General features: G+C 69.9%; 1 protein-coding gene. It reads left to right on the forward strand.

Translation table 11 applies throughout. The features are described 5' to 3' along the window. A partial coding sequence (locus SB822_RS55610) for a glycoside hydrolase family 3 C-terminal domain-containing protein (protein WP_410858911.1) occupies positions 1-349 on the forward strand: 349 nt, incomplete at both ends.

A 349-nucleotide genomic window follows, 5' to 3' on the forward strand; every position in this document is an offset into this window, starting at 1 on the left:
TCGGCCTGCTCGATGATCCGTATCGCTCGCTGGATCCTGCCCGCGAAGCCGACCAGGCCTGCCTGGCCGAGCACGACGCCCTGTCGCGCGATGCAGCGCGACGTTCGATCGTGCTGCTGAAGAACGAAGGCAACGTGCTGCCGCTGCGCCGGCACGGGCAGAAGATCGCCCTGGTCGGCCCGTTCGCGCGCGATCGCGACAACATCGAAGGCTGCTGGACGCTGTTCGGCGACAAGTCGCGCTACGTGCCGTTCGAGGAAGGCCTGCGCGCCGCGCTCGCCGAGCCGCAGGCGCTGGTGGTCGAACCCGGCTGCCAGCTGGAAGCGCCGCTGGAAGGCGGCATCGAGGC

The organism is Paraburkholderia sp. SIMBA_054 (assembly GCF_046534875.1).
In the GTDB taxonomy this organism is placed as follows: domain Bacteria; phylum Pseudomonadota; class Gammaproteobacteria; order Burkholderiales; family Burkholderiaceae; genus Paraburkholderia; species Paraburkholderia hospita.